This is a genomic window from Geomonas terrae, assembly GCF_004791675.1.
In the GTDB taxonomy this organism is placed as follows: Bacteria; Desulfobacterota; Desulfuromonadia; order Geobacterales; family Geobacteraceae; genus Geomonas; species Geomonas edaphica.
Map to the genome: position 1 here is coordinate 1,048,794 of NZ_SRSC01000001.1, position 26,983 is coordinate 1,075,776.

At 61.2% G+C, this 26,983-nt stretch carries 24 protein-coding genes and 4 tRNA genes; 22 read left to right on the forward strand and 6 right to left on the reverse strand.

Going from position 1 to position 26,983, the window contains the following annotated elements; genetic code table 11:
- Nucleotides 1–97: 97 nt before the first annotated feature.
- From E4633_RS04385 to E4633_RS04410, 6 genes are all read left to right on the forward strand, one after another.
- Nucleotides 98–3,283, forward strand: coding sequence for a PAS domain S-box protein (locus E4633_RS04385; protein WP_162604934.1), 3,186 nt, complete (start codon nt 98–100; stop codon nt 3,281–3,283).
- 138 nt (nt 3,284–3,421) lie between these two features.
- Nucleotides 3,422–3,607 carry a type II toxin-antitoxin system HicA family toxin gene (locus tag E4633_RS04390; protein WP_135869032.1) on the forward strand — a complete coding sequence of 62 codons (186 nt, stop codon included), beginning with the start codon at nt 3,422–3,424 and terminating at the stop codon, nt 3,605–3,607.
- 3 nt (nt 3,608–3,610) lie between these two features.
- Nucleotides 3,611–4,027 (forward strand): type II toxin-antitoxin system HicB family antitoxin, encoded by a 417-nt coding sequence (locus E4633_RS04395; protein ID WP_135869033.1) that lies wholly within the window; start codon nt 3,611–3,613, stop codon nt 4,025–4,027.
- Between the two features lie 219 nt (nt 4,028–4,246).
- Nucleotides 4,247–6,352 (forward strand): 5-histidylcysteine sulfoxide synthase, encoded by a 2,106-nt coding sequence (gene ovoA / locus E4633_RS04400; RefSeq protein ID WP_135869034.1) that lies wholly within the window; start codon nt 4,247–4,249, stop codon nt 6,350–6,352.
- Nucleotides 6,349–7,503: a MalY/PatB family protein gene (locus E4633_RS04405; RefSeq protein WP_135869035.1), complete on the forward strand. Its 1,155-nt coding sequence runs from the start codon at nt 6,349–6,351 to the stop codon at nt 7,501–7,503. Before ovoA ends, E4633_RS04405 begins: the two co-directional genes overlap by 4 nt.
- A gap of 3 nt (nt 7,504–7,506) precedes the next feature.
- A complete protein-coding gene (locus E4633_RS04410; protein WP_135869036.1) occupies nt 7,507–7,968 on the forward strand; it encodes a DsrE family protein in 462 nt (153 codons plus the stop codon).
- Nucleotides 7,969–8,155: 187 nt separating this feature from the next.
- On the opposite strand, the gene E4633_RS04415 is transcribed toward E4633_RS04410, so the two are convergent.
- Nucleotides 8,156–9,199 carry a GMP reductase gene (locus E4633_RS04415; protein ID WP_135869037.1) on the reverse strand — a complete coding sequence of 348 codons (1,044 nt, stop codon included), beginning with the start codon at nt 9,197–9,199 and terminating at the stop codon, nt 8,156–8,158.
- Nucleotides 9,200–9,357: 158 nt separating this feature from the next.
- On the opposite strand from E4633_RS04415, the gene E4633_RS04420 reads away from it, so the two are divergent.
- Complete coding sequence (locus E4633_RS04420; RefSeq protein WP_135869038.1) at nt 9,358–10,608, forward strand: MFS transporter; 1,251 nt, start codon at nt 9,358–9,360, stop codon at nt 10,606–10,608.
- A 16-nt stretch (nt 10,609–10,624) separates the two neighbouring features.
- Here E4633_RS04420 and E4633_RS04425 read toward each other — a convergent pair whose 3' ends face one another.
- A complete protein-coding gene (locus E4633_RS04425) occupies nt 10,625–11,638 on the reverse strand; it encodes a tRNA dihydrouridine synthase (protein ID WP_135869039.1) in 1,014 nt (337 codons plus the stop codon).
- 93 nt (nt 11,639–11,731) lie between these two features.
- Nucleotides 11,732–12,241: an FKBP-type peptidyl-prolyl cis-trans isomerase gene (locus E4633_RS04430; protein ID WP_135869040.1), complete on the reverse strand. Its 510-nt coding sequence runs from the start codon at nt 12,239–12,241 to the stop codon at nt 11,732–11,734.
- Nucleotides 12,242–12,457: 216 nt separating this feature from the next.
- On the opposite strand from E4633_RS04430, the gene E4633_RS04435 reads away from it, so the two are divergent.
- Nucleotides 12,458–12,664: a MerR family transcriptional regulator gene (locus tag E4633_RS04435; RefSeq protein ID WP_135869041.1), complete on the forward strand. Its 207-nt coding sequence runs from the start codon at nt 12,458–12,460 to the stop codon at nt 12,662–12,664.
- A 110-nt stretch (nt 12,665–12,774) separates the two neighbouring features.
- On the opposite strand, the gene E4633_RS04440 is transcribed toward E4633_RS04435, so the two are convergent.
- Nucleotides 12,775–13,233, reverse strand: coding sequence for a hypothetical protein (locus tag E4633_RS04440; protein WP_135869042.1), 459 nt, complete (start codon nt 13,231–13,233; stop codon nt 12,775–12,777).
- Between the two features lie 251 nt (nt 13,234–13,484).
- Here E4633_RS04440 and E4633_RS04445 point away from each other — a divergent pair, with 251 nt between their 5' ends.
- From E4633_RS04445 to E4633_RS04460, 4 genes are all read left to right on the forward strand, one after another.
- Nucleotides 13,485–14,129, forward strand: coding sequence for a YceH family protein (locus tag E4633_RS04445; protein WP_135869043.1), 645 nt, complete (start codon nt 13,485–13,487; stop codon nt 14,127–14,129).
- A gap of 10 nt (nt 14,130–14,139) precedes the next feature.
- On the forward strand, nt 14,140–14,442 hold the full coding sequence (locus tag E4633_RS04450; protein WP_135869044.1) for a DUF2288 domain-containing protein: 303 nt from the start codon (nt 14,140–14,142) through the stop codon (nt 14,440–14,442).
- A gap of 11 nt (nt 14,443–14,453) precedes the next feature.
- Complete coding sequence (locus tag E4633_RS04455) at nt 14,454–15,179, forward strand: DUF1847 domain-containing protein (RefSeq protein ID WP_135869045.1); 726 nt, start codon at nt 14,454–14,456, stop codon at nt 15,177–15,179.
- Between the two features lie 431 nt (nt 15,180–15,610).
- Nucleotides 15,611–16,429: a flagellin N-terminal helical domain-containing protein gene (locus tag E4633_RS04460; protein ID WP_135869046.1), complete on the forward strand. Its 819-nt coding sequence runs from the start codon at nt 15,611–15,613 to the stop codon at nt 16,427–16,429.
- Between the two features lie 256 nt (nt 16,430–16,685).
- Here the strand turns inward: E4633_RS04460 and thpR are convergent, their stop codons facing one another.
- Nucleotides 16,686–17,225, reverse strand: coding sequence for an RNA 2',3'-cyclic phosphodiesterase (gene thpR / locus E4633_RS04465; protein WP_135869047.1), 540 nt, complete (start codon nt 17,223–17,225; stop codon nt 16,686–16,688).
- A gap of 119 nt (nt 17,226–17,344) precedes the next feature.
- On the opposite strand from thpR, the gene serS reads away from it, so the two are divergent.
- The 6 genes from serS (at nt 17,345) to E4633_RS04495 (ending at nt 19,559) form a co-directional block, all read left to right on the forward strand.
- A complete protein-coding gene (serS, locus tag E4633_RS04470; RefSeq protein WP_135869048.1) occupies nt 17,345–18,613 on the forward strand; it encodes a serine--tRNA ligase in 1,269 nt (422 codons plus the stop codon).
- Nucleotides 18,614–18,618: 5 nt separating this feature from the next.
- Nucleotides 18,619–18,704, forward strand: a tRNA-Ser gene (locus E4633_RS04475).
- A 39-nt stretch (nt 18,705–18,743) separates the two neighbouring features.
- Nucleotides 18,744–18,836: transfer RNA gene (locus E4633_RS04480), tRNA-Ser, on the forward strand.
- Nucleotides 18,837–19,033: 197 nt separating this feature from the next.
- Nucleotides 19,034–19,366 carry a DUF2155 domain-containing protein gene (locus E4633_RS04485; protein ID WP_246037901.1) on the forward strand — a complete coding sequence of 111 codons (333 nt, stop codon included), beginning with the start codon at nt 19,034–19,036 and terminating at the stop codon, nt 19,364–19,366.
- Between the two features lie 8 nt (nt 19,367–19,374).
- Nucleotides 19,375–19,451 (forward strand) — tRNA-Arg (locus E4633_RS04490).
- Nucleotides 19,452–19,482: 31 nt separating this feature from the next.
- A tRNA-Arg gene (locus tag E4633_RS04495) sits at nt 19,483–19,559 on the forward strand.
- A gap of 979 nt (nt 19,560–20,538) precedes the next feature.
- Here E4633_RS04495 and E4633_RS04500 read toward each other — a convergent pair.
- Nucleotides 20,539–20,970 (reverse strand): hypothetical protein, encoded by a 432-nt coding sequence (locus E4633_RS04500; RefSeq protein ID WP_135869050.1) that lies wholly within the window; start codon nt 20,968–20,970, stop codon nt 20,539–20,541.
- Between the two features lie 394 nt (nt 20,971–21,364).
- Here E4633_RS04500 and E4633_RS04505 point away from each other — a divergent pair, with 394 nt between their 5' ends.
- The 4 genes from E4633_RS04505 (at nt 21,365) to E4633_RS04520 (ending at nt 26,956) form a co-directional block, all read left to right on the forward strand.
- Nucleotides 21,365–21,724 (forward strand): hypothetical protein, encoded by a 360-nt coding sequence (locus E4633_RS04505; protein WP_135869051.1) that lies wholly within the window; start codon nt 21,365–21,367, stop codon nt 21,722–21,724.
- Between the two features lie 476 nt (nt 21,725–22,200).
- On the forward strand, nt 22,201–24,240 hold the full coding sequence (locus E4633_RS04510; protein WP_135869052.1) for a TonB-dependent receptor plug domain-containing protein: 2,040 nt from the start codon (nt 22,201–22,203) through the stop codon (nt 24,238–24,240).
- A gap of 11 nt (nt 24,241–24,251) precedes the next feature.
- A complete protein-coding gene (locus E4633_RS04515) occupies nt 24,252–24,815 on the forward strand; it encodes a YfiR family protein (RefSeq protein ID WP_246037903.1) in 564 nt (187 codons plus the stop codon).
- Nucleotides 24,812–26,956: a putative bifunctional diguanylate cyclase/phosphodiesterase gene (locus E4633_RS04520; RefSeq protein ID WP_135869054.1), complete on the forward strand. Its 2,145-nt coding sequence runs from the start codon at nt 24,812–24,814 to the stop codon at nt 26,954–26,956. The genes E4633_RS04515 and E4633_RS04520 overlap by 4 nt, the downstream gene beginning before the upstream one ends.
- The last annotated feature ends 27 nt before the right edge of the window (nt 26,957–26,983 follow it).

Genomic DNA, 26,983 nt, shown 5'->3' on the forward strand with positions numbered 1-26,983 from the left:
AGCCGGCGCCGTAAGCTGCCGATAAATGAGCATACTCTTCCCGGAACACCTACTTTCGGATACCGGGGTGAGGTACGACAAACACCCAGAGGTCGCGATGCGTAGCAAACCTGCACATCTTCCCGGCATCCGGTGGTGGCTTCGCTGGTGCCTTTTGGCGCTGCTGCTCACCGCGTCGCCGCTGTACGCCCAGTCCACGTTGCCCCACCTGCTGGTCATCAACTCCTACAATTACGGGTACGACTGGTCCGACGACGAGATGCGCGGACTGCGTGCGACGCTGCTCAAGAAGCTGCCCCGCATGGAGATGCTGGTCGAGCACCTCGATACCAAGAAGTTCCCTGACAAGCGGCACTTCCCGGAGCTCGCCAACCTTTTTTCCATAAAGCATCGCGGCATCCGGTTCGACGTGGTGGTAGCTCTCGACAACGCCGCCCTCGAATTCGCCCTGCGCTACCGAGAGCGCCTCTTCCCCGACGTCCCCCTGGTGTTTTGCGGCATCAACGACTACGAGCCGGAGATGGTCGCCGGGAGCTCGAAAGTCACCGGAGTGGCGGAGTACCACGACATGATCGGGACGGTTGCCATGGCGCTGCGCCTGCATCCCGGGACAAAAGAGGTGGTCGTAGTAAGCGACTACTCTGATACCGGCCGCGCCATGCGCCACGAACTGGTCACCTCGTCCGCCAAGTTTCCCAACGTCGCCTTCCGGTTCCTGGGCGACCTGCCCCTGGAGCAGGCGGCCCAGCAGTTGAAGGGGCTTTCCCCTGACGCGCTCGTTTTGATGCTCTCCTACACGATGGACCAGAGTACCGGCCGCTCTTTCACCCAGGCCGAGGCCGCGCGCATCGTAACCTCGGTTAGTCCGGTCCCGGTCTACGCCGTGCATGCTGCGCAACTGGGGTACGGCGTGGTCGGCGGCATGATGATGGAGGGAAGGAGCCAGGGGGAGAAGGCGGCCGAGCTTGCGGTGAGGATCCTTTCCGGCGAAAGCCCTTCGGCGATCCCGGTCATCACCGGCACCCTTTCCCGTCCCATGTTTGACGACACCTTGCTGCGCCGCTGGGACATCGACCGGCGCAAGCTCCCGCCAGGGTCGCTTGTCATCAACGAGCCGGTCTCCTTCTACGCGGTGAACAAGACCGCCTTCTGGACCGCCGCGCTCTTCGCTCTTTTCGTGGTTTCCGCGCTCGCGGCGCTCTATTTCAACAACGAACGGAGAAGGCGGCTCGAGCGCGAGCTGCAGTTCACCGAGGAGCGTTTCCGACTCCTTTTCAACAGCGCCGGCGACGCCATCTACATCCACGATTTCGATTTTCGCATCCTGGAGGTGAACCAGTCGGCCTGCGACCGGATGGGTTACAGCCACGACGAGTTCATGCAGCTCACCCTGCACGAGATCAACGCGCCGCATCAGAGCGAGAAGCTCCCGGAGCGCCTGGTCGTGCTCGAGCGTGAAGGACGGTCCCTGTACGAGTCCGAGCACCGGACCAAGGACGGCGCGGCCGTTCCCATAGAGGTCAGCAGCCGGCTCATCGATTACCTGGGGCGCCCCGCCATCCTCAGCGTCGTGCGCGACATCTCGAAGCGAAAACTCGTGGAGCGGCGCGAGAACACCCGGCTCAAGATCCTGGAGCAGATGGCGACCGGGGCGAGCCTGGAAGAACTTCTGGTCTGCATCGTCGGCTTCGTGGAGCAGGAGAGCCCGGGTGCCCTCTGCTCAGTGCTTCTCGCCAACGAAGAGGGGACGCAGCTCATGCACGGCGCGGCACCGAGTCTCCCCCCGGAGTACAACCGGGCGGTGAACGGGCTCAGGATCAGGGAGGGGATGGGCTCGTGCGGGACCGCGGCATTTCTGAAACGGCGGGTCATCGTCGAGGACCTGGAGCACCACCCGTTTTGGAAGGGATTCCAGCCGGCGTTTGACGCGGGGCTCAAGGCCTGCTGGTCGGAGCCGGTGCTTTCGGTGGACGGGGAACTCCTTGGCACCTTCGCGGTCTACTACCGGAGCTGCCGCAACCCAGGCGATGCCGAGCTTGCGCTCATCGAGTCGGCGGCGCACATGGCGAGCATCGCCATCGGCCGGGTGCGCAGCGATGAGAGCCGCTTCCGGCTCGAAGAACAGATGAGGCAGATGCAGAAAATCGAGGCGATCGGGCAGTTGGCGGGGGGACTCGCCCATGACTTCAACAACCTGCTCACCCCGATCTTCGTCTACGCTGACATCGCCAAGAAGAGCATGGCGGCCGATGACCCGAACCGCAAGAAGTTGGAAGGGATCCTCTCCTCCGCGCACAAGGCGGCCGACCTGACGAAGAAGCTTCTGTCCTTCGGGCGCAAGCAGCGGCTCAACATGGAGGTGATCGAACTGAACGAGGTGATCCGGGCGCTCCTCGATCTGATGCAGCGCACCATAAGGGCGAACATCGAGATCAGGACCAACCTGACCGATTTCGGCGCCTGGATCTTTGCGGACCGGGGGCAGGTGGAGCAGGTCCTGATCAACTTCGCGGTGAACGCCCAGGACGCCATAAAAGGGAACGGGACTATCGTGATCGAGACCGGGAACGTGCTCCTGGACGACGAGTTCGTGAGGGTGAACCCGGGCACCAAGCCGGGCCCCCATGTTCTCCTTTCCTTCACCGACAACGGCTGCGGGATGAAGGAGGAAGTGCTGCAGCACATCTTCGAGCCTTTCTACACCACGAAGCCGGTGGGCGAGGGGACGGGGCTCGGGCTCGCCACGGTCTACGGCATCATCAAGCAGCACAACGGCTGCATCAAGGTGAAGAGCAGGGTGGGGCACGGCTCCTCGTTCCTGGTCTACTTCCCTGCTTGCGCCGCCGAGGCGAGCGCGGGAGCGCCGGCCGTGGAGGTCGCCCGGAAGGTCGAAAGTAAGGACAACCGCGCCACCATCCTCGTCGTCGACGACAACGAGGCGATCCGCGAGATGGCCGTGGAGCTCCTGCAAGCGTCGGGTTATCGGGTTTTGGTTGCTGAGACGCCAGCCCGGGCGCAACAGATCGCCGGGCAGTCGGGAACTGCCATCGACCTGCTCGTCACCGACGTGGTCATGCCGGAAATGAGCGGTCCCGAGCTTTACGAGCGCCTCGCCGCGGGCATCCCGGACCTGCCGGTACTGTACATCTCCGGCTACACCTTCGACGTCGAGGTGCACAACCCGCAGCAGCACGACCGCGTCAGTTTCATCCCGAAGCCTTTCACATCGGAGCAGTTCCTTGCCGGCATCGAAAATGCCGTCACGGACGCCACCCGCCGCTAATACCGTCGCATCGAGTACACCTCAAGTGCGATTGCGTATCGAAGCCGTAACAGAAAAGGCGTCACCGCGGAGCGGCGACGCCTTATTCAATTTAAAAGGTGACGTTGACATGCACCTTATAAGTTGTATATCATCCGGATGACCGGAAAACAGCTTAAAAAGCTGCTGCTTGAATCGGGATGGGAACTGGACCGCATTTCCGGCAGCCACCACATCATGACAAAGGAAGACCGACGCTCGATCCCCGTTCCGGTACACGGCAACGTGGATTTGCCCAAGGGACTGGTGCACGCGATTCTAAGGCAGGCGGGGATAAAGGGGTAGACGATGCTTTCGTACGCGGCACGCATAAAGAAGGAGACCGACGGCTATCTGGTGACGTTCCCAGACTTCGAGAACGTGATGACCTACGGCCTGACGACAGAAGAAGCATTGCTGAATGCTGAAGAGGCGCTCAACGGTTGTCTTGAATCCGACTTCGAACGCAATTTCAAGCTTCCAGAGCCGTCACGTATTGTCGGCAAGAACGTGTACCAGGTCCCTGTGGCGCCGCACATCGCCGTTGCCATCATGCTGAGGACGCTGCGTGCCGACCGCTCCCAGATGGAGATCGCCCGGCAGTTGAACATCGCCTACCAGGTGTACCAGCGTCTGGAAAATCCCCGCAAGGCGAACCCAACCGTAAAGACGCTGGAGAAAATCGCGAAGGTCTTCGGCAGGCGCGTGGAGCTTGGTTTCGTCTGATTGTGTCTTAAACGGTTTACTCTCCTCTTTTTTCAGACGCTGGTCTGTCTGACTCCACCAACGCTCGGCATCCCGCCCCGATCTTGTCCGACCTGTTCGCCACTCTTTGTGCCCCTTCACCTGTCTGTGTCATGCCTGAGTGGAAAGTTCTGGTACTATTCTAACGGTAACTTTCCTCTTGAAGTAAATACGGCATGACTACCAAGTGCGAGGGCTGAGATGGATCTGAAGAAAACACATTCAGTTGTACTGAACGAAGGGGACCCCGAGCAAAAGCGGGCGGAGATCCTTGAGTATTTTCACGCGACCTTTTCCATTGACGAACTCCTCTATGACACGCTGAAGGATGACGATGCCTTCTATCTGAGGGCGGATCGGCTGCGTCATCCGCTCATCTTCTACTTCGGCCATACCGCGACCTTCTTCATCAACAAGCTCGTCATCGCTCGCGTCATCGAGAAGCGCATCAACCCGCGCTTCGAGTCGCTCTTTGCGGTCGGGGTCGACGAGATGTCCTGGGACGACCTGAACGAGGCCCACTACGACTGGCCGACCCGCGCCGAGGTGAAGACGTACCGCGACCAGGTGCGTGAGCTCGTGGCGGGGCTCATCGCCACCCTGCCGCTCACCCTCCCAGTCACCTGGGAAAGCCCCTTCTGGGCGATCATGATGGGGATCGAGCATGAACGCATCCACCTGGAGACCTCTTCGGTGCTGATCCGTCAGCTCCCAATCGACCGGGTGCGCCGGCTCGACTTCTGGGATGTCTGCCGCGACGCCGGTGAGGCGCCGGTGAACGAGCTTCTCCCCGTGCCGGGTGGAAAGGTGGTGCTGGGGAAAGAGGAGGGGCACCCGCTCTACGGCTGGGACAACGAGTACGGCCGTCACGAGGCGGAGGTCGGCGGCTTCGCCGCCTCGAAGTACCTGGTCTCCAACCGGGAGTTCCTCGCCTTTGTCGAGGCGGGAGGTTACGGCGAGGAGCGCTGGTGGACCGAGGAGGGATGGCGCTGGCGCACCTTCCGTAACGCCGAGCATCCCCTTTTCTGGGTGAAGCGTGGTGAGGGATGGGGGCTGCGCACCATGGCCGAGGAGATAGACCTCCCCTGGAACTGGCCCGTCGAGGTGAACTACCTGGAGGCGAAGGCCTTTTGCAACTGGCTCGCGGCAAGGACCGGCAAGGCGATTCGCCTGCCGAGCGAGGACGAGTGGTACCGCATGTACGACGCGGCGGGGATCGAGGACCCGCAGGGGTGGGGCGAGGCGCCGGGCAACATCAACCTCGCGTACTCGGCCTCTTCCTGCCCGGTGGACCGCTTCCGTTTCGATGCGTTCTACGATATCATCGGCAACGTCTGGCAGTGGACCGAGACCCCCATCTACGCCTTCCACGGCTTCAGGATCCATCCCTGGTACGACGATTTCTCCACGCCTACCTTCGATACGCGTCACAACCTGATAAAGGGAGGCTCCTGGATCTCCACCGGCAACGAGGCGACCCGCGAGTCGCGCTACGCCTTCCGGCGCCACTTCTTCCAGCACGCCGGCTTTCGCTACGTGGAGAGCACGCACGCAATCGAGCTGCACGATGACCCCTACGAGACCGACGCGCTGGCAGCGCAGTATTGCGACGCCCACTACGGGGCGGAGCACTTCGGCGTGCCCAACTTCCCCAAAGCGTGCGCCGAGATCTGCCTCGAGGTCGCCTCGGGACGCGCGACGGGGCACGCCCTTGATCTAGGCTGCGCCGTTGGGCGCGCGAGTTTCGAGCTCGCGCGAGGCTTCGGCGAGGTTACCGGCATCGACTTCTCCAGCCGTTTCTTCAGACTTGCGGCCCGGATGCAGGAGGAGGGGTACCTCCGTTACGCGCTTCCCGAGGAGGGGGACATCGTCTCCTACCACGAGCTTGGCCTCGCGGAACTGGGTCTTGCCGGGGTGCGTGACCGGGTGAGCTTCTTCCAGGGGGACGCCTGCAACCTCCCCGACAAGTTCACCGGCTACGACCTCGTCTTGGCGGCGAACGTCTTGGACCGCCTCTACTCGCCGCGCCGCTTCCTCACCGGGATCCGCGGACGGCTGAACCCGGGCGGCCTCCTGGTCCTCGCCTCCCCCTACACATGGCTCGAGGAGTACACGAAGAAGGAGGAGTGGCTCGGGGGGTACCGCGAGGCGGGCGAGCCGGTCTGGACCCTGGACGGGCTTAAGGCCGAGCTCGAGCCGCATTTCCGGATGCTGGGCGAGCCGCGCGATGTCCCCTTCGTGATAAGGGAGACGCGCAGGAAGTTCCAGCACAGCATCGCACAACTAACCGTATGGGAGCTTAAATGACGAGAAACTTCGACTTCGACGAGATCATCGACCGGCGCGGCACCGCGAGCGAAAAGTGGGACAAGTACGAGGGGCGGGACATCATCCCGCTCTGGGTGGCGGACATGGATTTTCGCTCCCCCCCGCCGGTCATCGAGGCGCTGCACGAGCGGGTGAACCACGGCGTCTTCGGCTATACCGCTCCCCCGGCGGGGCTCGCGGCCGCGGTGATCGCATCGCTCGAGGCGGAGTACAAGTGGCAGGTTAAAAAGGAGTGGATCACCTGGCTGCCGGGTCTCGTCACCGGCCTCAACGTCTCCTGCCGCGCCGTGGGTGAGCCGGGCGACGACGTCATCACCTTCACCCCGGTCTATCCCCCCTTCATGTCGGCCCCGCCCCTCTCGGGAAGAAACGTGATCAAGGTGCCGCTTGCCTGCGAGGACGGGCGCTGGGGCCTAGACCTTGCCGCCCTCGAGGCGGCGGTGACCCCGAAGACGCGCCAGCTCCTTCTGTGCAGCCCGCACAACCCGGTGGGGCGGGTCTGGAGCCGCGCGGAATTGACCGCGCTTGACGCCTTCGCCGCGCGCCACGAACTGGTGATCAGCAGCGACGATATCCACGCCGGGCTGGTCCTTGAGCCCGGTGTCGCCCACATCCCGATCGCCACCCTTTCCCCGGAGACGAGCCGGCGCACCATCACGCTCATGGCGCCGAGTAAGACCTACAACGTCCCGGGCCTTGGCTGTTCCTTCGCCGTCATCGAGGACGACACCCTCCGTCGCGCCTTCAGGAAGGCGATGGGGCGCATCGTTCCGCACGTGAACCTCCTGGGTTACACCGCGGCCGAGGCGGCCTACCGGCACGGCGAGCCGTGGCGCCGGGAACTGGTCGAGTACCTGCGCGAAAACCGCGACCTCGTGGAACGGGAGATGACCGCACTGGGACTCCCCGTGGCGCGGGTGGAGGCGACCTACCTCTCCTGGATCGACGTGCGGTCCACCGGGATCGAGGATCCGGTGGCGTTCTTCGAGAACGCAGGTATCGGGCTCTCCGGGGGGAGCGACTTCGGGCTTCACGGATACGTGAGACTCAACTTCGGCTGCCGCCGCGAACTCCTGCGGGAGGCGCTCAAGCGCATGAGGGTAGCCCTGGAGGGGATGCCCCGGAGGTGACGTATGCTGAAACGGTTGCTGCCGCTGTTGTTTTTGCTGCTGTTTGCTGGGGTGTCGCAGGCGGCGCCGAAGCCTGACGACCACGAGGCGTTGGCCGGGCTTAAGAGCGCGCGGGTCATCTTCGATGTCCGGGTCCCGGACATGGAGAGGCTCGTTTTCAACCTGGAGCTCCTCGCCGAGACGCTGGAAGGGATGAAGGCCCAAGGGGTGCGCCCGGAGATGGTGGTTTCCTTCCGCGGGCCGGGTGTGAAACTGCTGACCGCTTCCGTGATCGACAAGGAGGCGCTGGAACTGATCAGGTGGCTGAAAAAGCAAGGGGTGCGTTTCGAGGTCTGCGCGGTGGCGGTGCGGGTCTTCAAGGCGGATCCCGCGCAACTGGTCCCGGAGGTGAAGCTGGTGGGAAACGGGCTCACCTCGCTGATCGGCTACCAGAACAAGGGTTACGCGGTGATCACTCTAAATTGATGCGGGAGATTCGGATCCCCCCTCCCAGCCTCCCCCCTCCGGGGGGAGGTGCCATGGACCTAGCGCTCTGTCCATCGGAGGATGTGAGGAGGCGAAGACTGGGCGGTCTTTCCTTGGGAGGATAGGAGCAGACGATGGCCGCAGTGTCCCCTCCCCCGGAGGGGGAGGGTTAGGGAGGGGGAAGGCCTTACCCGAAGATCCTGTTCTCCTGTTCCTGCACCCGGATGAAGGTCGTCCGCTTGGTGAGCTCCTTTAGCGCCGAGGCGCCGACGTAGGTGCAGGCCGAACGCACCCCCCCGAGGATGTCGCGCACCGTCTCATCGATCGGTCCCCGGTAGGGGACTTCCACCGTCTTCCCTTCCGATGCCCGGTAATGGGCAACGCCTCCCGAATGTTTGTCCATCGCGGTCGCGGAGCTCATGCCGTAGAAGAGCTTGAACTGCCGCCCACCGCGCTCCACCACCTGACCGCCGCTCTCGTCGTGGCCGGCTAACATCCCACCGAGCATTACGAAATCGGCCCCTCCTCCGAACGCCTTGGCGACGTCACCGGGGCAGGTGCAGCCGCCGTCCGAGATTATCCTCCCCCCGAGACCGTGCGCCGCGTCGGCGCACTCGATCACCGCGGAGAGCTGCGGGTAGCCGACGCCCGCCTTGACCCGCGTGGTGCAGACCGAGCCGGGACCGATGCCGACCTTCACGATGTCCGCCCCCGACAGGAGGAGTTCCTCGACCATCTCGCCGGTGACCACGTTGCCCGCGACGATGGTCTTCTCCGGAAAAGCGTCTCGCGCCCTCTGCACGAATTCGACGAAGCTCTCCGCGTAGCCGTTGGCGACGTCGATGCAGATGAACTGCAGCTTCGGGTGGTTGGCGATGATGGTGGAGAACTTGTCGAAATCGGCATCAGAGGTGCCGGTGCTCACCATGATGCGGTTGTAGATGTCGTCGCCATGGTTGTGGTTTTCCAGCCAGGCGTCCCACTGCGCGATGGTGTAGTGCTTGTGCAGCGCGGTCAGCATCCCGTGTTCCGCCAGCCGGTCCGCCACCTCGAAGGTGCCGGTGGTGTCCATGTTGGCGGCGATGACCGGGACGCCGGTCCAGTCGTATTTGCTATGCAGGAACCTGAAGTGCCGCTGCAGATCGACCTGCGACCTGCTTTTCAGGTTCGAGCGCTTCGGTCTGATCAGCACGTCGCTGAATCCAAGTTTTACGTCACTCTCGAGAAACATCTGGATGCCTCCGGTACTGTGTGAAATGCGGATCGGCCCTGTGTCGGACCAGTAAAGAGAGTACAGGAAAAAGGATCGAGCACAAGGAACGTGTGATTTCGCCGGGTTGGTTGAGTTTGGCTGGGTGCTGTGATAGAGTGCCGCCGGGGGTACTACGCATGCTCGATCACCATCAGCGCCGTCAGCGCTGGATCATCTTTGGCATTCTGGCACTGATCTACATCCTCGTTTACTTCTACCGCGTATCGCTCGCGGTGGTTGCCAAGGACGTCGCGCGTGACCTTAAGCTGACGCCTGCCGAGCTCGGTTCCCTCTCCAGTATCCTCTTCTATGTCTATGCCGCGGCCCAGATCCCGTTGGGGCCGATGATCGACCGGCTGGGGAGCCGCGTGGTGATCAGCGGCTGCGGCGTGCTGACCGCCGTGGGGGGTGTCCTCTTCTCGCAGGCGTCCGGCATGGGACAGGCGCTCGTCGCGCGGGTTCTCATCGGCCTCGGGACCGCGTCGGTGCTCATGGCGACCTTCAGCCTCTTCAGCCACTGGTTCACCAAGCAGGAGTTCGGCAAGGCGTCCGGCCTCATGGTGGCGGTGGGGAACATGGGTAACCTGGCGGGAACGGCGCCGCTTGCCCTCGCCGTCTCCTGGATCGGCTGGCGCAACTCGTTTCTGACCGTCGGCGTGATGCAGGCGCTTGCGACGCTGCTCGTTTTCCTGGTGGTAAAGGACCGGCCCGCTACAGCCTGTGAGAACACGACGAGCGAGCCGGCGCCCCCGGCGATGGGGATGCTTGAGGCATGGAAGCGGATCACGAGCAACCGCGACTTCTGGCTCCTGGCCGGGCTCGCCTTCGCCTGGTACGGCTGCTATCTCGCGGTGCAGGGGCTTTGGGGCGGCCCCTACCTGATGGAGGTGTTGAAGCTTACCCGGGAAGAGACGGGGCGGATGCTCATGTGCACCTCGATCGGCTTCATCTGCGGCAGCCTCGTCATCGACAGCATCGCCCGAAAGCTCGTGCGTTCCTACAAGAAAACCTTTCTCGGCGGGCAGATCATCCTGCTCATCCTGATGACGGCCTTCCAGGGGCCGCTCGACCACCTCTCCATGCCGCTTCTGGCCGTCTTTTTCCTCTGCCTCGGGCTCGCCGTTTCAAGCGGCGTGATGATCTACCCGATCAACCGCTCCATGTTCCCGGTCTCCATCGTCGGCACCGCCCTCACCTCGATCAACCTGTTCGTGCTGCTCGGAGCGGCGTCCGTGCAGCAGATCATGGGGGGGATCATCGATGCGGTCGGGAAGACGACGCCGGAAGCGACGGCGCAGGCTTTCCATTCGGCATTCCTTTTCCCGGTCGGCGTTCAGGCGCTGGCCGCGGCCATGTTCTTCTTCGCAAGGGATTACTGGGAAAAATAGATAAAAGGCAGGGGAGCTAAACGGCGAGGGCTTCCATTGCGGCGCGGAAGGCGTTCAGGTGCTTGGCGCGGGTGAGCTGCTTCAGCTCACGTTCGAGTTCCGGGTCTTCCACCTGGGAGACGACCCCCTTGATCTTGCCGAGCACCTGCATGTCGCCGCAGAAGAGCGCGCAGAAGCGGGGCAGGAGGTCGTTCAGGTAGCGGTGCAGCATGGCGCGCCGTTCCGCAGGATCAGGCTCGGCGGCGGCACGACCGCGCAGCCTCTCGAAGAGCATAGGATCGCCGACGCCGCCGCGCCCGAGCATGAGCCCGGCGGCACCGGTCTCCTCGAGGAGCTTCAGGCCGAAGGCGGTGCTCCGGATGTCGCCGTTGGCGATGACCGGGATGGAGGTCTGCCTGATCACCTCGGCGGTGACGGCATGGTCGGCCAGCCCCTCGTACGCCTGGCGCACCGTGCGGGGATGCAGCACGAGGAAGTCGACGCGCGCCTTTTCGAAGAGCGGAAGGAGCGAGAAGATCTGCCGGGGATCTTCGTAACCCGCGCGGATCTTGACCGAGAACGAGCCGTGGATGGTCTCCCGCAGCGCCGGGATGATCTCCTCGAGAAGTTCCGGGCGCTTCAGCATCCCCCCTCCGGTCAGCCCGCTGGTCATGCGACCGTAGGGGCATCCCATGTTCAGGTTGATGTGCACCGCCCCCGCGTTCTGCGCCGTCCTGGCTGCGGCGACCAGCGCGTCGCGCCCGTGCCCGATCAGCTGCACCACGAGCGGCACGCCGTTCTCGGCAGGTGCTATCTCGCGCAGGTCGCCCGGCATGAGGAGCTTTTTCTCGGATTGGGAATTCACCCGCATGAATTCGGTCCACACCACGTCCGGACGCACCCAGGTGGTGAACGCCTCGCGCAGGGCGCGGTTGGTGAGCCCCTGCATCGGCGCGAGCATGAGCGGTCTTTCCCCGGGGTTCCAGGGGAGCACGTGCTTCGTTTGCGGTTCGGAGGTGGAAATGGTTGCTTCTGAGGTCGGCATGTTCATCGGGGATGTGTCTTACGAGGGACCGGAAGGGGGACTTCCCCGATCGCTTCGTGCGACGGTTGATCCCCCTCCCGGTCTTCCTTCTTCGGGTATCTAAGCTATTTCGAGCAGTTCGATTTCGTAGGTGATGTCCTCGCCCGCCAGCGGGTGGTTCGCGTCGACCACGATGGCGCTCTCGTTCACCTCGACCACGACCACCTCTACCGGTTCGTCGTCCTCACCGGTGAGTTCCAGTTCCATGCCTACTTCCGGGACGATGTCACCGGTCAGCTGCTCGCGGCTGATGGCAAAGACCTCGTCCTCGTCGTACTCGCCGAAAGCGTCCGCGGCGGGGATCACGATGGTTTTCTTCTCGCCGGGAGCCATGCCGACCAGGGCCTCCTCGATCTGCGGGAAGAAGTCCTCGTTGCCGATGGTGATGGGGAGCGGACCGGTCTCGTGGCAACCGCAGCCGTCGTCGTCGCAGCCGCAGTCATCATCGCAGCCGCAGTCGTCGTCTTCGCAGCAGCCGGCTTCCTTGATGGTGGTGTCGAAGACCGAACCGTCTTCCAGGCTTGCGGTGTAATTGATGAGAACTTTGTCGCCTTTTTTTGCAAATGCCATTTAATTTGTTCCTTCTGTGGGGTTGATATCTAGCCCGTGGCTGTTCAGGGGGATGTTACGTGGGACGCCCCCCGCTCGTCCAGTAAAATCTCTCACGGGTTCCTTTTTTCTCGACGGATCTGCACTTTGCGTCACTCGCATGAAGGTGCACGCGAGGCTTTACAGCGTGAGTGGCAATGTGAAATCATTGAATAAAGGGGGGAAGGAGGACCGGCCATGATGGAACCGAGGAAGAAAGTGACCATCGAAGAGCGTAACTCCAGGTTCAGAGCACTGGGCGTCGACGATAACTTGCTCGGGCACTGGCATACCCTGTTCGAAAGAGAGAACCCCTCCGGCCATGAAAGCTTCCAAGAGTGGCTGGGGCTGCCCGAGGAGCGGACCGCCCAGGTGTGCTCGAAATCCGCTGAATCGAAGAAATGAACCGAGAAGAAACCTGCCTGCTGGGCATCTCCCGGGAGAGCGAAGCCTGCTCCCGGGAGAAATCGCCCGTCACCCTTTGTCTTTCTTAAGTCTCCAGGTTGTCAGCTGTATCACTTGCTGAGCTTCTTCACTGCAAAGCTGTAGCACTGCAGGTAGGTGAGAATGGTGAGCAGGAAGCTGTAGATGATGATGCTCAGTATGAAGGGGTCCGCGGGTGCAGCCAGTGAGAAGATGAAGTAGAAGCCCAGGGTGGAAATCTTGGTGATGTCGGCCCAGCGTTTCTTTTTGGAGAATTCTTTAGATTCCCGTTCGCTCAGTTCCCTGTCGATCAACGAGAAATCGCGCTCGGCCTCCTTGGCCGCGAAGCGGTAGATAGGGTAGAAAAGCAGGAGCTGGATCACGAACGCGGCGACCACGCCGTTCATGAACCGATACCCTCTATTCAATGCCAGCAGATGGTGCTGGAACTTCACCGCGGTGTACACCAACAGCGCGATAAGTCCGAACTGCGCCACGGTGAATATCTTGACGGTCTTGTTGATCTTCTTCTGGTCCAGGATAGCCGGCATGTCGTCTCCTTTGGTCGGTGTTGCCTGATGCAGCCTCAGCTTGCAATAACATAACAAATAAAATATTGTTTTACAAGTTTCCAGTCTGAACGATCGGCGACCGTCTTTTTGGATTGAACCGCCACGTGGAATCTAGTAAGTTGTAGCGACTTCGCGCCGCGGGGGCGCCGGCGGACCGACGTATCCTGTTTTATTGGCGACTTTATGGGGGGCGTGTCCCCCGTCAAGATGGCGCAATAGGAGGCCCTTTAATGGATGTGACACTGAACGGAATCGAACTGCGGGTGCTGGGCTCCCTTATCGAGAAGGAGCTTACCACCCCGGAATACTACCCCCTTTCCCTGAACGCACTTGTGAACGCCTGCAACCAGAAGTCGAACCGCGACCCGGTGCTGAACCTCGACGAGGCCGAGGTGACCGGCGCCCTCGACTCGCTCCGTTTCAAGCAGTTCGCCCTCATCTCGGGCACCGGTGGGCGCGTCGCCAAGTACCGTCACACCCTGGTGGAGAAGTTTCGCTTCTCCCCGGCGGAACTCTCCGTGCTGTGCGAGCTGATGCTGCGCGGCCCGCAGACCGTCGGGGAACTGAGGACCCGTGGCGAGCGGATGCATCCTTTTGCAGACCTGGCCGAGGTGGAAAGTGTGCTGCAGGACCTCATGGAGCGGACCCCTCCTCTGGTGGTTCGCCTGCCGCGCCAGCCCGGCCGCAAGGAGTCGCGCTACTGTCAGCTCTTCGCAGGCGAGCCGGATCTTAGCGAAGCGGCGGCTCCGGAAGCGCCGCGCAACGGCGGGGGCGACGACAGGATCGCCAAACTGGAACAGGAGGTGGCCGATCTGCGCGAGGAAGTGGCGGCCCTGCGCCTCACCGTCGATGAATTCAGGAAATCTTTCGAATAGGAGTGCCGTCATGACTGTTTCCAGGGAAGAGCTTGCCACCAAGGTGGATATCGCCGACTGGCTGTCGCTCAGGGCGCATCTCGAGCGGGGTGGCGTCATCATCGTGGACCCGCTGCTGGAGCTTGCCGAGGTGGGAAGCACGCTGGCCGCCGACGATGTGAAGACCGTCGAGCGCTGGCTCTCCTCCGCGCTTCTCGCCAAGCCGTCGCTCGAGCAGATCCGCACGTGGGACGCGGAGGACGGGAAGACCTTCAAATGCCTGATTATTTCTCCCTACGTTTTGATCCAGGAACCGGCCCCGGCAGCGGGGTAGAAGGAGGCGGCATGGAAAACGAGCAAGGAGCGGGTGTCAGCTGTTCGCATTGCAGCGCGGTCTGGCAAAAGAAAGGCACCACCAACTGCTGGAGCGGCGACCCGGCGGTAGCCCCGCCGCGCCCGGGGAACTGTCCCGCCGGGACGCACGGCGAGGTGATCGCTGAGGCACTCGAGCTGATGAAAGGTGAGGGGGAAGACGCGAAGATGGCCTTCGTGGCGGCGCGTGTCGAGGGGCTTTGCTACCAGCCAATCCCTGGAAGCGACGCGGTGAACGCACGCTGGACCCGCGTCGAGGACACCATCGCCTTTGCAAAGTTGATGGGGTACCAAAAGATCGGCATCGCCACCTGCATCGGGCTTCTGGAGGAGTGCGAACGCCTGGTCGCCATCCTGAAGGCGCAGGGGGTCACGCCGTACAGCGTCTGCTGCAAGGCGGGGAGCATCGACAAGAACGACCTGGGACTCGCCGAGAGCGACAAGGTGCGTCCTGGGACCTTCGAGCCGGCGTGCAACCCGATCGCCCAGGCCGAGATCTGCAACGGGCTTGAGACCGACATGAACATGATCGTAGGGCTCTGCGTAGGGCACGACATGCTCTTCAACAAGTACTCGAAGGCTCCGGTTACCACCCTGGTTGTAAAAGACCGCGTCACGGGCCACAACCCCGCCGCCGTCCTGTATGGCCAGAATTTTTATTATAAGAGACTGCAGAAGGGCCCCATGGTGGTGGAGTAGGCTCCGAAAGGTCCAGACCCCAAAGCCCGTTCATCCCCGTGATGGCCGGGCTTTTTATTTTTTGACGCACCCTGCGGCGCTCGCTTCATCGCGTGCCGGTTTTTTGACTGGGACGAGCTGCAGGCCCTGTCAGGCGAGATTCGGCGTGTGGCCTCGGTTCCGGGAAGCCGGTTGTGTTAGAAAAACATCATCGTTCGTAGCTGTGCTCTCCCCTGCCATTGATCTTCTAAGCGATGAGAGCATGGGCTACAAATGGCTGAAACTACATACGAATTGCTGTTTGCGCAGTGCTGCCCGAGACGCGGGGCCTCCCTCGTCCAGGAAAAATATCCCGCGAAACGGCACGCATGGTGAAAGGAGCCTCCCCCATATCGGCCGCACCAAAAAACCGGCAAGAAAGCCGGGAACCAAACCAGAAGGGGGAAATACCAATGTCAACCAGCGATATCTCTTTAACCGCAGGAATGAGGACCAACCTCCTCAACCTGCAGCAGACCAGCAAGCTCCTGAACAGAACGCAGGAGAGGCTCTCCTCGGGCAAACAGGTGAACAGCGCTCTGGACAACCCGACGAACTACTTCGCCGCGCAGAACGCGACCCAGCGCGCCAGCGACCTCGCCGACCGCAAGGACGGCATGGCCGAGGCGGTGCAGACCGTCTCGGCGGCTAACGCCGGCATCACCGCCATCACCGGCCTGATCAACGCGGCCAAAGGTATCGCACAGTCCGCTCTTTCGACCAGCGACACCTCGACCAGGTCCACGCTGTCGGCCCAGTACGACACCATTCGGAGCCAGATCGACAACGTCTCTTCCGACTCCGGGTACCGCGGCCTGAACCTGCTGAGCGCCACCAACACCCTGACGGTCAACTTCAACGAGGACGCGAGCTCGAGCCTCGACGTCAAAGGCTTCCTCGCAAACTCAACTGGTCTGAGCCTCACCACCGCAAGCGGCTCGTGGGCTGCCAACTCCAACATCACCACCGACACGGCGAAGATGGACACGGCAATTTCGACCCTGAGGACCAACACCCAGACCCTGGCCGCGAACCTGAACATCATCACCACGCGCCAGACCTTTACCGACAGCATGATCGCAACGCTGCAGACCGGCGCCGACAACCTGACACTGGCCGATATGAACCAGGAAGGCGCCAACATGCTGATGCTGCAAACCCGGCAGAGCTTGGGTACCACTTCGCTGTCCATGTCTTCACAGGCGGCGCAGTCGGTCCTCAAACTCTTCTAAACCTCAACCCGCTCCGGAGGGGGGCTTCCCCTCCGGAGCGACCTTTCATCCCCCGCCTGCCTCACCCCTTAATCCCTTCGCAAGCAGCTTTTCTTTTGCCGATTACATGTGGTCTTTTGCCAGGTTCGCCGAATTTTTCTCGCGTATTGAAGCGTTTCGGAGCAGGCACGAGGAGAGGAACTAGCGGTAGATCGACGCAGACCAGGTTTTCTGACGGTATTTTGACGGATGGCGCACCTTTGTTGAGGTGCCGGTGTCAGGATTGGGAGCGGAAAGTCGCCTCCCTGCGGTGCGTCGCACCGTTCGGGGTAAGGACACTCGAGAATAGGACGAAGTCGTTGACGGTGAACGGCGGAAAGCTGAGCGGGCGATGCTTTGCCTCAAAAAGCTTCACCGCGGCCGAAGCATTTTCCTTTATGCGGGCGATCGTTATGTGTGGTGAAAAGCGGCGCTCCTCCGGTACGATGCCGACCCCGGTTACGGCCTTTTCGATGCGCTGCTGCAGTTCGAGGAGGGGGTGCGATTCTTCAAGGCCGATCCACAGCACCCTCGGCTGCCCGTGGGGAGGGAAGTGCCCGACCCCCTGCACGGTGAGCGGAAAAGGTGCGAAGGCGATCGCGGCCAAGGCTTCATTGAGTCTGGCCGTCTCTTGTGGCTGCACGTCGCCCAGAAAGCGCAGGGTGAGATGTATCTGGTCCGTCGGCACCCAGCGCACACCGGGTAGATCACAGCAAAAGGATGAGAGAGTCTCCTTAATCTCATCGGGAAGTTCGATCGCTATGAAAAGCCTGGCCACGATTCCTCCAGTCAGCGTGAAGCTCTGTTTGCCGTCGACGCAAAAAAATGGTTGACTAACCAGGGCGGGAATGCTAGACAGTATAGCTTTGGTGATCTGAAAGTAAAGGCGCCCATCCAATGCTTGACGCTAGATACTTACGTGAAAATCTGGATACTGTCGAAGCACGGCTCAAGACAAGAGGCGAGGGGATCAGCCTTGTCCGCTTCAAGGAGCTGGACGAGCGTCGTCGCGAACTTCTGTTGCAGAGCGAAACGCTCAAGGCGCTGCGCAACAAGGTCACCGAAGAGATCGCCCGACTCCAGGACAAGAGCCAGGCTGGTGATAAAAAGGCGCAGATGCGCGAGGTCTCCCAGCAGGTCAAGGGGATCGACGAAGAACTGAAGGGCGTGGAAGAGGAACTGCAATCCTTCCTCCTTACCGTCCCGAACATACCGAATGAGACGACCCCGGTGGGTAAGTCCGAAGAAGAGAACGTGGTGGTCCGCCTTGAAGGTGAGATCCCGAGCTATTCTTTCGAGCCGAAACCGCACTGGGAAGTGGGTGAGGACCTCGGCATACTGGATTTCGAGCGCGGTGCCAAGCTTACAGGCGCGCGTTTCACCCTTTATAAAGGGGCCGGTGCGAGACTCGAAAGAGCGCTCATCAACTTCATGCTGGACCTGCATACCGGCGAGCACAATTATATTGAAATGCTCCCGCCCTTTATGGTAAACAGGGACAGCATGACCGGTACGGGCCAACTGCCCAAGTTTGAGGAAGATCTCTTCCATCTGGAAGGGGTCGATTTTTTTCTCATCCCCACGGCTGAGGTCCCGGTAACCAACATCCATCGCGGCGAGATTCTCAAAGGATCCGACCTGCCGATTTCATACTGCGCCTACACCCCCTGCTTCCGTAAAGAGGCCGGTTCGTACGGCAAAGACACCCGCGGCCTGATCAGGCAGCACCAGTTCAACAAGGTCGAACTGGTCAAGTTCACCTCCCCCGAGGAATCCTACCAGGAGTTGCAGAAGCTGCTCGGCCACGCCGAGGAGGTGCTGCGCAGGTTGCAGATACCTTACCGGGTCGTGGAACTGTGCACGGGTGACATCGGTTTCTCCGCCGCCAAGACCTTCGACATCGAGGTTTGGCTGCCGGGGCAAAACTGCTACCGTGAGATCTCCTCCTGTAGCTGTTTCGAAGATTTTCAGGCGCGTCGGGCCGCAATTCGTTTCCGCCCGGACGAGAAGGCAAAGCCGGAATTTGTCCACACGCTGAACGGCTCGGGCCTCGCAGTCGGAAGGACCGTCGTGGCGGTGCTGGAGAACTACCAGCAGGCCGACGGTTCGGTGCTGATCCCCGAAGTGCTCAGGCCCTACATGGGCGGAGCGGAGCGCATCAGCTAGGCTTTGGAGGAATGGCCGAGTGGTTGAAGGCGGCGGTCTTGAAAACCGTTGAACGAAAGTTCCGTGGGTTCGAATCCTACTTCCTCCGCCAATAGGTTTTAGCAGCACAAATAGCAGTACGGTTTGAAACGGAGAGCTGGCCGAGTAGGTCGAAGGCGCACGCCTGCTAAGCGTGTATACTGGGAAACCGGTATCGAGGGTTCGAATCCCTCGCTCTCCGCCATTTTTTTGCAGCACGCAGTGCCTTGAAGGTTGTTGCAGTCAGCGGAGGTTTTGGTGAAGGTATTGCTGAAACTGCTGGTTTTGCCCCTGGTGGCATTATCTTTAGCAACAGGATGCAACGATAAGGGAAAGCAGAAACCGGAAGCAAACAGACCACGCCCGGCAAGGGCCCCGTCGGTCGTTGTGGTTCCGGATCAGGTGAAAGGCAAATGGAAGGCGGTCCAGATCCGGGTTGCCGACAAGAACGCCCACCTGAAGAAGGTTTACACCCTGAACATAGGTTCCGATTTCAAGCTTCCCGGATCGGATCTGACGCTCAAGGTGGAGACGTTTCTGCCGCACTTCGTGATGGAAGGCACCACCCTCACCTCCCAGTCGAACGACCTGGTGAACCCGGCGGCACAGCTGGTGATCCGGGAGAACGGGAAGGAGATCTACAAGGGGTGGCTGTTTTCGCTGTACCCCACCGCGCATGCCTATCAGCATCCGCAATACGGTTTCACTCTGGTCGACTACATGCCGGCCAGTTGATAAAGAATGCGCTCGTAGCTCAGCTGGATAGAGCAACGGACTACGAATCCGTAGGTCGGGAGTTCGAATCTCTCCGAGCGCGCCATAAAAAGAAGCACGCAGTAAAAGTACAGTTTGCGCCCGTAGCTCAGCTGGATAGAGCACAAGACTACGAATCTTGGGGCCGGGCGTTCGAATCGCTCCGGGCGCGCCATTAGAAACAAGGACTTACGATGATTTCGTAGGTCCTTTTTTCGTTTCTGAACACTCCTAGGGACGCCATAGGGTCGGGCAGGAGAAAAGGCGAGGCATCTCGTCCCTATCCTACTACACCGTCGCCGTCGAGGAGTAGGCGTCCTCGCCGAAGCCGTGCACAATTTCCTATACCCGGTTCTCCCGGGTGTAAAGACGATGGGGATCGTCGGCGGGGTGGCGCTGGGGGCGAACGTTGGAGTGCTGGTGGCCGCGGCCGGCAGATTTTTCCTTACCTCTCGCTGCCCAGACGTCATCGTAGGCACCACGATAGCAGCACTTTTCCTCTCAGCCCCCTTGCGACAAACTCATGTGCGAGTGGATTTTGTCAAGACACTCCCCTGCCAACCGGAGATATGGCTTCACCACGGTAGTAGGGGCAGTCGACTTCCCACCCTCTGGCGAAAATCCTGGAACCAGCATGCGACAACCTGCAACGGACCCGTGCAGCGTGGCAACGAGCACGTGCTGACCTGAATTCCGTCCCCGCCAACTTGCAACGTGCACGTGGTAGCTTGTCATGCGTCTGTGGCAATTTGAAACGAGCGCATGCTAGCCTGAGACGTGCCAGTGACGATTTCAAATTTGGACATGGCAATTCGAAAGGTGTGCATGCCGGCGCGAAATGTGCGCGTGGCAACGTGAAAGGTGCGTGTACTGACCTCACACCTGTCCGTAACTATCGAAAACGTGCCCGTCCTAACGTGAAACCTCCCCGTGGCAATCTGAAACGAGGACAGATGAAACTGGAACGCCGCCGTGCGAGGTAGAAAAATGCACGCCTGAAGGGTGGGAGGCTATGAAGTTGATTGGTGGGAGAACCGGGAGGGATACACAAAGGGGATACCTGAATGGTATCCCCTAAAGCCTGCGTTGTGCGGAATTGCTAAAGCTTGCGACCGGGGGGCGGCGGATCGAGTTGCTCCGGTCGAACGATGTCATCAGGAAGGAGTCTGCTCAGTGTCCTGAACGTCGGCATCTTCAGAAGTCGTCTGGGGCACGTTCGCCCTGGTGAGATTCCTCCGTTCCTTGGTGAGATCGAACCCCGAGATGACAAGTATCTCCGGATTACGCACGGCAGCCGCCTCCAAAACCGAGGCAATCTCGTCCATGTATTCGATTAACTCCGGCTGGAGCATCTCCCGCTCGGCGATATCAAGCTTACTGGAGTAGAGGGAGGCCCTTTGGTAGACCTCGTGGTACTTTGCGGCCAGGGTCAAAAACAAGGGCAGCAGTTCCGGATGCGCCGCCCATATCGACCCCGGAATCCTAGGGTTGTCGGTCAGGCACTTCCACACTCTCAGCATGATGTTGTAGAATCTGCTCGGACTCTTGCATCGATAGGTTCTCAGGATTCTACAGTGCCGAACCATCGCTACCTCCTTTACCCAGGCGGGCTGGGTTGCCGGTTGCTGCATCTTTAAATATTAGAGAAAACACATCGCAAGTGTACGCAGGCAATCCACCTTTTCAAGCGGCGGGAGGAGCGAAAATCTCTTTTTAGGAACTAAAGCGAAGGGGACCGGCACCTGCGATACTTCAACGTGCACACAAACGGGGCAGGGGAAGATTTGGGCGGGGTCGGAAAAGGCACAGGGGGCCATCTTCTTCTTCACGCTGACGTAAGTATCGGCTCTCACAACCGATCCTTTCAAAGGACCAGTCATCACACTGGTCCTTTTTTATTCTCTTTATTGATGTCTCGCTCATTTTCTTCTATACTGCCCCGATTGTTCACCGCTCATACTGCACAAGGAGGAAGTAATCATGAATGTGGCGATAGTCCATAAGGCGAATGTGAAGGACGAGGTGCTGGACGCCCTCGCGAAGGATGTCCCTTCCATCATTTCAGGGTTACTCGAAATCCGCGGCGGCAAGATGGCGATCCTCAAACCGGAGCAGATCTCGCTGCAGTTCTCCCAGGGGAGCCCCCGTGACATCGGCGCCGACCTGCGCATCATCGTGCTCGCGCGCAGCCTCGGGCCCCGTACCGCCGTAGAGAACAAGCTGGCGGGAGCCATTCTCGAGAAGGTGGTGGCTTTGGTGAAGGACGCAGGCGCCGACTGCTCGGTCACCGTCCGTCTCTACCTGACCGAAATCGGCGCCGCAGAGTACATCCCCGCCTAGTACGAACATCACACAGTAAAACCGACGGAAAAAGGGCCAGCTTAACTGGCCCTTTTTCGTTCCCGCAAGAACTTTCCTCGGGGGTGTCGCAACGAGCTAATTTTCCCAGAAGAACAGCCGAAGAGTCACATCAAGTCTGTTGGGAAAACAAGAAGTGCACAAGACTTATATGCTCAATTGCAATGTACCTTATGTATGATACGCTTCCCGGCATTACAAAGGACTCCAACTATTTGCATTTAACGAAGTAATAGTTATGAGATTCGCCCGCGTAGTCTCAATTGCCATGTCTCACTGCAGTACCGACGCATGGGTTAATATTAGGCATTGACAATAATAATAAAATATTAAATGATCCGTTACCTATCAGGCCCTTTCGGCTACCCGCTTGATACATCGCCACGCCTTCTTCCCCGGTCTCGTTGTTACGACTAGCCGGCACTGGTACAGAGGAAGTGGATTGCTGGAGGAAGACGATGACAAGAAACCGTTGCAGGCTTCTGCTGCCCCTGGCCGGCTTGCTGCTCTCCCTAATCTGCGGGACGGCGCGCGCGGATGACGCCGCCGAGCCGCCCGACCCGGATCTCGGCGCGCTGGACCTGGAGCAGCTCACCAACCTGAAGGTGGAAAAGGTGTACGGCGTCTCCAAGTTCGAACAGGTGGTGACCGAGGCGCCGGCGTCGGTCACCGTGGTGACCTCGGACGAGATCAGGCATTACGGCTGGCGCACCCTGGCGGACGTGCTGAAGGCGACGCGCGGCTTTTTCGCAACCTATGACCGCAACTACAGCTACATCGGGACACGCGGCTTCAACCGCCCTGGCGATTACAACACCCGCGTTCTCCTCCTGCTCGACGGGCACCAGATCAACGACGTAATCTACGAGTCCGCCGCCATAGGGACCGAATTCATCCTCGACCTGGCTCTCGTCGACCGCATCGAGATCATCAGGGGGCCAAGCTCCTCGCTCTACGGCGCAGGCGCCTTTTTCGGCGTCATCAACGTGATCAGCAAAAGCGGCAAGCAGTTGGACGGGGTCGAGGCGGCGGGAAGCTTCGGGAGCCAGAAGAGCGGCTCGGGACGCCTCACCTTCGGGAAGGCGTTCAACGGCGGGGAGTTCCTCGTCTCCGGTTCACGTTACGTTAGCCGCGGCGACGACCACCTCTTCTATCCTGAGTTCACGACCATCAACAACGGCATCGCGGAGAACATGGACCGCGACCGCAGCTACTCGCTCTTCGCCTCGGGGCGTCTGCGCGACTTCACCCTGACCGGCGCTCTCGTTTCACGCGATAAGCGCATCCCGACCGCCTCCTTCGGCACGATCTTCGACGACCCTCGCACCAAGTCCACCGACCGGCGCAGCTTCCTCGATCTCAAATACGACAAGGCCTTCGAGGGGACCAGCGTGACCGCGCGGCTCTTCTACGACGAGTACCGCTTCATCGGCGACTTCGCATACGAGCGCGGGGCCGAGGATCCCACTTTTTATCCCGCAACCTACGTGAACCGGGACGACCACCTGGCACGCTGGTGGGGCGGCGAGGCGCAGGCAAGCCGACAGGTGCTCCCGAGGCTGCAGCTGACCGGCGGCGCGCGCTTTCGGGACAGCTTCCAACTGGAGCTCCCGAACGTAGACCTGGTCCCCGGGGGACGCACCGTGGAGAGCGACCACAGCGACCTTTTCTGGGCCCTCTTCGGGCAGGCGGAGCTGCGCATCCTGGATGAGCTGATCCTGAACGCGGGGGTCCGCTACGACCACTACGAAACCTTCGGCGGCGCGACGAGCCCGCGCCTGGCGCTCATCTACACTCCCGTGGAGGGCACCGTCTTCAAGCTGATCTACGGTAAGGCGTTCCGGGCCCCCAACGCCTACGAGCTCTACTACAACGACGTCTTCGACGGTTACGCCACGAGCCCGTCGCTCAGGCCCGAGACGGTGCGTACCTACGAGGCGATCTGGGAGCAGTACTACGGCGACGTCGTGCGCACCAGCGCGAGCGTCTTCTACAACAAGATCGACAACCTGATCAGTTACGAGGATGTCTCGGCAACGCAGGTAGCCTTCGCCAACATAGAGCGGGTGAAGGCGCTCGGAGGGGAGTTCGAGGTCGAGGGGCAGTGGAACAGCGGCTTCGCGGCCCGAGCGAGTTACAGCTTCGTCTCGGGGCGCAACGAGGTGACCGATCAGCGCCTGGACTACTCGCCGCGACACCTGGCCAAGCTCAACGTGACGGCACCACTGTACCGGAAGAAGTTGTTCGCCGGTGTCGAACTGCAGGGGGTGAGCCGGCGCGACTTTACCCACAGCAACGACCAGGTGGCGGCGGGAGGCTACGCGGTCGCCAACGCGACGCTCTTCTCAACCGCCTTGCTGCCCGGCCTTGAAACCTCCGTCTCCGTCTACAATCTCCTGGATCGCCGTATCGTCGATCCCGCCACCACGGATCACGTGCAAAACGTGATTCCGCAGGACGGCAGGACCTACAGGCTCCAGGTGAGCTACCGGTTCTAGGGGAGATGCCGATGCCGATCCTTTTTAACATGACGCGCCGGCTCACCCTGGGGCTTCTGGCCGCCTCCCTCTTCCTGTCCGGGCCCCGGCCCCTCCGGGCCGAGGGGGCACAGGAGTACCAGGTGAAGGGGGCCATGGTCTACAACATGGCGAAGTACATCGAGTGGCCCCCCGGGGCGTTCGCCTCGAACGGCGCCCCTCTCACGATCTGCAGCATGGGGCGCGGACCGTTCGCGGCGGCACTCGAGCAATACCGGGGGAAGGCGGTGCTGGGGCATCCGGTCCTGGTCCGGCACCTGCAGGTAGGCGAAGAGTTGGGAGAGTGCAACCTGCTCGTGGTGAGCGGGGTGGAGAAACGCTATCTGGCGGGGGTCCTCGACCTGGCGCGAAGGAGGTCGGTGCTGACCGTCGGGGATACCCCGGACTTCGCCCGCCAGGGAGGGATCATCGGGCTCGTGGAGCAGGAGGGGAGGGTCCGCTTCGAGATCAACATGAAGGCTGCGCACCAGTCCCGGTTCAAGATCAGCTCCCAGCTCCTGAAGCTGGCGAGGATCATAAAAGAGGGTGATTCATGAGCCGTCCCGGAGAGCACTTCATAAGAAACCTCCCGCTGCAGCGCAAGCTGATGCTGATCATCATGCTTTGCTGCACGGCGACTCTTCTCCTCGCCTCGCTCTTCTTCGTGGCGCGGGAAGCGAAGGTGCTTTACCAGGCCCAGCAGGAGGATCTCGTCTCCATGGCGGAGGTGATCGGCGAGAACAGCGCCTCCGCAGTGGTCTTCAACGACCCGAAATCGGCGGAGGACACGGTGCGCCCCCTGGCGGCGAAGAGTTCCATCCTCGCGGCCTACATCCTCAACAAGAACGGCCGACTCCTTGCCCGGTACCTGGCGCCGGGAGCGGCGCGGGAGAGGCTCCCCCTGGAGCTCCTTGCCGAGGGGGCTGCCCCCGCCGACATCATCCGGGCGGTACAACAGGTGCAAAACGACGCCTACAGGAGCTCGTTTTTTTCGGGTTACGCCAGCGTCGTGAAGGCGATTTATCTCGACGGCGAGCAGGTCGGTACCGTGGTGCTCCACGCCAGCGCTTCGGGGTTTCTGCACAACCTGGGGTGGACCCTTCTCGCGGCGCTTTTGTTCATGGGCGCCGCCTTCGTAGCCGCCTACCTCTTTTCTGCGCGGCTGCAGCAGATGGTGTCCTCACCGCTTCTGGAACTGCTCGCCACCATGAAGGAGGTTTCCGCCAGCAAGAACTTCTCCCTGCGCGTGCAGAAACCCTCGAGCGACGAGATCGGTCTTCTCTACGACGGCTTCAACGAGATGCTGTGCGAGATCGAGGAGCGCAACCAGATCCTAAGGCAGCGCCAGGCGCACCTGCAGCAGCTAGCGCACTACGATCCCCTGACCCGGCTCCCGAACCGGACCCTGTTCTACGACCGGCTGAGCCAGGCGCTCTCGCTCGCGGGACGGGCGAGGGAAGCGGTGGCGGTGATCTTCATCGATCTCGACCACTTCAAGGACATCAACGACACCCTGGGGCACCGGATCGGGGACCTGCTCCTCATCGAGGTGGCAAGCCGTCTTTCCACGGTGGTGCGAAGCTGCGACACCGTGGCGCGGCTTGGCGGCGACGAGTTCACCGTCTTCTGCCAGAACATCGCCACGCCGGAGAACGCCGCCCTCGTGGCGCAGAAACTGGTCGCCCTTTTCGTCGATACCTTCCGGCTCGGGGAAAGCGAGATTCACGTCACCGCGAGTATCGGCGTGACCCTGTTTCCCAACGACGGCAAGACGGTGGACGAGCTTTTGATGAACGCGGACATCGCCATGTATCACGCGAAGGGCGCCGGCAAGAACGTGTTCGCCCTCTTCGAGAAGAGGATGAACGAGCACGCAAGCGAGCGGGTCACCCTGCTCACCGACCTGCGACAGGCGGTGTCGCAGGGTGAGTTCGTGCTGCACTACCAGCCCAAGGTCGACGTGCTGACCGGCAAGGTGACCAGCGTAGAGGCGCTGGTGCGCTGGATGCATCCGAGACTGGGGCTTTTGGGACCGGATCGCTTCATCCGACTCGCCGAGGAGAGCGGCTTGATCGCAGAGCTCACCGAGTGGGTCATGGCCACGGCGTGTCGGCAGGCGAAGTCCTGGCAGGAGGATGGGCATCCCCCGGTGCGGGTGGCGGTGAACCTCTCCCCCTTCCATTTCCAGCGCCAGGACGTGAAGGAGGCGATCCTTGCTGTGCTCGGTGCGACGGAGCTCGATCCGGCGCTATTCGAGATCGAGATCACCGAGGGGGCGCTCATGCAGAACGACGAGTACACCTGCCGTGTGCTTGGTGAGCTGCGCGAGATGGGGATCACCGTCTCAGTGGACGATTTCGGCACCGGCTACTCGTCGCTCTCCTATCTGCACCGGTTCCCCATCAACACGCTGAAGATCGACCGCACCTTCATCCTCAACATGATGAAGAGCACCGAGGACCAGGCCATCGTCACCGCCATCATCGCCATGGCCAAAAGCCTCAACATGCAGATCGTGGCGGAAGGTGTGGAGACGGTGGAACAGCTGGAGGCCCTGAAGGACCAGGGGTGCCACGAGATCCAGGGCTTCCTGATCTCGCGGCCGGTGAACGCCGAGAAAGTGGCACGTTTTTTCACCGATGAAGACCGTCTGAGGCAAGACCGACGTACCGGCATCCCGGCCGGGGATGCGGCATAGCACCCGGCGCGCACCAGGCGCCGAGAG